Here is a 4,821-nt window from a genome sequence, read left to right as displayed (position 1 = left end):
GCGATCCCCAGACGAGTACGAAACCGCCTGGCACACCCACCAGGCCCGACAGGACCAGACGGCTATCGTTCAGCCTGAGCCCACCGGCGCCAGGTAACCAACCCTCCGGCGAACCGGGGGAACCTCACACCAAAGCGCCGCAAGCAGGTCAGCGCGGAAGCGGTGGCTTTCGGCGGCTCGACCGCCGCCACCGTCTGGACAGGCGTCTCCGAGTATCTGCCACCCATACCGAAGGCCATCGTCGGCACCGTGCTCAGCGCAGTAGCGAGTTGGAGCGCCTTCAAGGCATGGCGAGACAAGATCAACACACAACGCCGGAGAGGATCAGATGAAGATCGATGAAGCTGTCGAGCAGCGCGTGAGGGACACCCTGCACTGGGTGGTCAAGCAGAATGCCGACAAGTTCGACAAGGCCCTCCGCGGCTTCCCGGACGAAAAGTCGCGCCTACACGCGCTCGAACTTCTGGCACGAGTAAACGCCCACGCGGCGACCGATGTCTTCGGGCATCGACCATCCCCTGATGAGATCCGAGCGCTAGCTGACAAGATCGCTAGATCCGAGGCGTGGTCGGTTGCGCCGCCAACTGAGATCGCAACCTTTCTCGATGCAGTCCTTGAGGGGAGACCCCTCGCTGAGGCGCTACCGGCCGACAGCGTGGTTTTCCTGTCCTTCATCGTGGCGGGCAACCTCCTGTCTTCCCAGCCCATGCCGGAAGGCAAGTGGTGGTTTGATTACCTTGACCGGATCGAGGCAACCATCGAGGCAGGCTCGTAGGCCGCCCGCCGCGCAGCTACCGTGCGCGATCCGTCGCTGACTCCACGACAGGCACGTCCTGACATGCTGCACGCCGTTGGGCATAGCAGGGCAGGCCCATCGCCACCCTCTGGAGTGCACAGCTAGCAGGCGGGATCGACCTGCTGAAGAAGATGACTTAGGGTCGTTCGGGTGATGATCACGCCAAAGCTAACGAGTGTTCCAACCGGGCTGTCTGCCTCCAAGCCGAGAGCCGCCGAGTTCTTCGCCGGCATCGGTCTCGTACGCCTTGGCTTGGAGCGAGCCGGGTTCGACGTGGTGTGGTCCAACGACATCGAGCCAGCCAAGAAGGAGATGTACGTCGGCCACTTCGGCGAAGGCGATGGGCACACCTTCGTGCGTGGCGACGTAGGCGAGGTCCGGGGCAGCGATCTACCCGATGGGCTCAAGCTGGCCTGGGCTTCCTTCCCCTGCACCGACCTCTCCCTGGCTGGCCGACGTAGAGGGCTCAGTGGGAGCGAGTCCTCTACGTTCTGGGGCTTCACCAACGTGCTCGAAGAGCTGGGTGACGACCGGCCACCGGTTGTAGCCCTCGAGAACGTTGTTGGCTTTGCCACCAGCCACGGGGGCGAAGATCTAGCGACAGCCATCCGTGAACTTAACCGACTAGGCTACTCCGTAGACGTGTTGACGCTCGATGCAAGACGGTTCGTTCCGCAGTCGCGTCCACGTCTTTTCCTTGTCGGTGCCTCCAACCCACCGGAAGATGAACCCGTGCCAAACAGCGAGCTAAGGCCGGACTGGCTTCAAGCCCCCTTCGGAGATCCGACTCTTCGGACGCACCGGGCAGCACTACCCACTCCCCCACCTCCGTTAACCGCCGGCTTCTCAACGCTGGTCGAGACGGTCAGCCTCGGTGACTGGTGGGACGAGAAGCGACAATTCGCGTTTCTCGAATCTCTGTCGCCGATCCAACGGGAACGTCTAGACAGGCTGCAAGAAGGCAAGGAACTCTCCTACCGAACCGCCTACCGGCGAACTCGCAACGGTAAGCCGACATGGGAGATTCGGCCAGACGACATCTCCGGGTGTCTGCGCACGGCGCGTGGCGGCTCATCTAAGCAAGCGGTGGTTGAGGCTGGCCGCCACAGAGTGCGGGTCCGGTGGATGACACCTCTTGAGTACGCACGCCTTATGGGTGCTGGTGATTATCGGCTCGCAGACCTACGGCGCAACCAGGCTCTATTCGGGTTCGGTGATGCTGTTTGCGTGCCGGTGGTCTCATGGCTCGCCGAGCACTACCTAATGCCTCTGATGCGCGGAGAGATGCGATCGTCCAGCAAGCCAACCTTGGCGGTAGTAAATGGCTGAGCTAAAGCGCCCATCCAGGAACAAGCTTCCCGCCACGCCCGTCCGCGATTTTCGACACCTACTAGATAAAGCGCTGTCGGAGCAGGATAACCTTGGCAGGAAATGGGCCGACGCCAAGTGGGGCTGCTACGCGTTCTTCGACTACGACGGCGAGCCGATCTATGTCGGCCAGACGAACGAGAAGCTGCGGACGCGCATCAGACGGCACTTGACGAACCAGCGAACAGATGCCGTTGCGATGAGGATACTTGACGTATTCGAGGTGGCCGAGATGGAGCTATGGCCGCTCTGGGAATTCGAAGGCGTCACCAAAAGAAAAGACAAAGAGGGGTTCAAACTCGCGCGGGCGAGACTCGACGCAGTCGAGTATACGGCCTACTTGAACGCAATTGAAGAAAGTAAATACCGGGCAATACTGAACGAAAAAATCCCTCCCGTCAGGCCCACTGTAGAGCTGCCACCTTCGCGGCGGTTTTCCCTCATCAGCGAAGAGACCCGGGCCGAGCGAGGACACCCCGACGTTCGCATTGCCCGTAGAGCAGAGACTATCTCGCGCCTCGCGGCCGTGGCGCACGAGCGGGGCGAGGTCTCCGGGGGGTTGCGCCGAGTATTGGTCGTTCAGGCAGTCCGGTTGGCATACATCTCGGCAGTCCGCCTTGCATATGCAGAGGGAAGGCCCGAACCTTCCCCAGCCGCTATTGACATCGCGGGTCTCGTCGGCAGCGTGCTATACGAATCAACTGATCCAGGTGGACGCACAGACCAGGATGAAATGGAAGGCGACGAGGACGGCGACTAGTACGGCAGCCGCCAATTGCTAGCCGACCAGGGCGTAGTCCCGGTTCAGTCGGGTGCGTTGGTGGAACCAGCGGGCGCGGGCCTGGTGGCGGCGTCGCCAGGTGAGCCAGTGTGTGTCGTGGTCGGGCGGTTTCGGGTAGTGGAGTGCGGTGGCGAGTAGTCGCTTGACCTCGGGGACGGTCAGCGGGATGAGTCCGGGCTCGGGTGGTGGCGACCCACCCGCACGGCGGCGGAGCATGCCCACCCGGCCAGGAGGAGCGTCGGAAGGTCGACACGACTCTGGTTGGATTTACACCCATAGGAACATTTCAAATACTCTGCGTCGCATGACTCCCCCGGCCCAACCACCATCGCCTCGCCGCCCTCACAAGACGACGTCTACACAGCAACAGGACGCGCGGCAATCGCCGCAAGACCCCGAACACGAGGCACTACGCCTGAAGTATGAGCTCCGCAAAACAGTGGTTAACGCTGCGAAGGCACCCCTCTTGGTCCTCTCGATTGCCGTTGCGCTGCGCCCCTTGGCAAAGCTCGTTACAACCATCGCCGGCAAGCATACGAATTTCGAAATCACGGTCAACGTGAACGTCACCGGCCTCGATGGCGTTCTCCGCGCCTCGAAAGCCTTGAAAGCCTTGAAAGCTAGCTAGCCCTCGGGCAGCGCATTAGCTCGATGGCAGGCCCAGCTTGTCGAAGAATGCTCGGTTGCGTTCGGTGGCGGAGTTGATGAGCCGGTCGAAGGACATGACCTCGATGTACGCCTTCGCCGGCTCGTTGAATCCGAAGTAGCCGAGGCCGTCGTGGGTTCGCCGAAGGTTGGCGTACTCGCACCTGCTCACTAGCATCGGCGTCAGGTCCGCCAGTACGTAACAGAACGCTGGCGAGTCTTGGGATGCGGGGATTGGTCGCCCCGAAGCCGTCAACACGCCGCCGCTGCGGACCCGCTTGACGTAGTCGAGCGACTGCAGGATCGGGTCCTTGTCTTCCGATGCGTCGTTCCGCATCGGCCTCTTGATTTCGACCACGACGATCGACGACAACGGAAGCGTCTCGCCCTCCGCGGTCAGCACGGGCGCATCGACGAGGCGTGTTGACAGGATGTCCGGCTCGCGGGTCGAGTCGGAACCGGTGATCGGCATGCTCCTGAGCGTCCGGTCGGAGGCGAGGTAGTCATGGAAAGCGAGCCGTTCGTCGATGATCCACAGGTTCGATGCATCACTCCCGATCTCATTCGAGTCGGCACGCATCGGCATGATCAACGAGTGGATGGCATCCTCTCGGGAGTATCTGCCCTGCTCGTTTGCTCTGATGAGCTTAAACAGGATGTCGAGGATCACCCTGCGGCGGGAGACGTACGCGGCCAGGTCGGACTGGTTGATGTCATTTACGGCGTCAAGGTACCGACTCAGTCGCTCCTGGTAGTCCTCTAGCGGGGTAGACCCGGCCTCCGCGAACACCGCCTGCCCTTCGGCGACGGCCTCGGCCTCCAACTTCTGTAGGCTTCGGTGCAGTAGCAGCTCAAGATCCTGATCCTTGATGGACGGATCGACGGTCACTCCCAGTGACTCAAGCCGGGACAGGACCGGGCGATATCTTGGCGCGCGCCGGCTCACGAACTCGTTGACCCGCGCTCTGCCCTCGTCGCGGGCTGTGGCGAGCTGGCCGGACAAGATTCCTTCCACCTCTTGCAGCACCGCCGAACGGATGTCCTCAAGTGAGATGTCATCGTCAAGAGTCTCGTCTGCCAGTCGTTCGTCGATGTCGAAGGCAGTGAGCCATTCCGCGCAAGCAGGCGGTAGCAGTCAGTAGCTGTCCGGAATGCCGGGTAGGCGTCGGACGCGCCAGATCAGGCGGGGTACGGAGAAAAGACGCAGAACCCCGATACGAAGTGGTCCTTC

Annotated in this window: 5 protein-coding genes and 1 pseudogene; 4 read left to right on the top strand and 2 right to left on the bottom strand. The window is 61.8% G+C overall.

The window, feature by feature from the left end:
- Positions 1-328: 328 nt before the first annotated feature.
- The 3 genes from C1I93_RS28390 to C1I93_RS28380 all read left to right on the top strand — a co-directional run bounded on the left by C1I93_RS28390 (position 329) and on the right by C1I93_RS28380 (position 2,924).
- Positions 329-775 carry a hypothetical protein gene (locus C1I93_RS28390; RefSeq protein WP_111246332.1) on the top strand — a complete coding sequence of 149 codons (447 nt, stop codon included), beginning with the start codon at positions 329-331 and terminating at the stop codon, positions 773-775.
- Positions 776-949: 174 nt separating this feature from the next.
- Positions 950-2,125 carry a DNA cytosine methyltransferase gene (locus C1I93_RS28385; RefSeq protein WP_111246334.1) on the top strand — a complete coding sequence of 392 codons (1,176 nt, stop codon included), beginning with the start codon at positions 950-952 and terminating at the stop codon, positions 2,123-2,125.
- Positions 2,118-2,924, top strand: coding sequence for a GIY-YIG nuclease family protein (locus tag C1I93_RS28380; protein WP_111246331.1), 807 nt, complete (start codon positions 2,118-2,120; stop codon positions 2,922-2,924). The genes C1I93_RS28385 and C1I93_RS28380 overlap by 8 nt, the downstream gene beginning before the upstream one ends.
- 18 nt (positions 2,925-2,942) lie before the next feature.
- Here the strand turns inward: C1I93_RS28380 and C1I93_RS28375 are convergent.
- Positions 2,943-3,134 (bottom strand): annotated as a pseudogene (locus C1I93_RS28375) (IS701 family transposase); the annotation flags it as partial.
- Between the two features lie 115 nt (positions 3,135-3,249).
- On the opposite strand from C1I93_RS28375, the gene C1I93_RS31290 reads away from it, so the two are divergent.
- Entirely contained in the window at positions 3,250-3,573 is a 324-nt protein-coding gene (locus C1I93_RS31290; RefSeq protein WP_146603598.1) for a hypothetical protein, read from the top strand.
- A 15-nt stretch (positions 3,574-3,588) separates the two neighbouring features.
- On the opposite strand, the gene C1I93_RS28370 is transcribed toward C1I93_RS31290, so the two are convergent.
- A complete protein-coding gene (locus C1I93_RS28370; RefSeq protein ID WP_220039609.1) occupies positions 3,589-4,617 on the bottom strand; it encodes a hypothetical protein in 1,029 nt (342 codons plus the stop codon).
- Positions 4,618-4,821 lie beyond the last annotated feature (204 nt).

The organism is Micromonospora endophytica (genome assembly GCF_003236305.1).
GTDB lineage: Bacteria > Actinomycetota > Actinomycetes > Mycobacteriales > Micromonosporaceae > Micromonospora > Micromonospora endophytica.
Note: the sequence above shows the minus strand (reverse complement) of the source record. Positions and strands in the feature narration are given on the sequence as shown.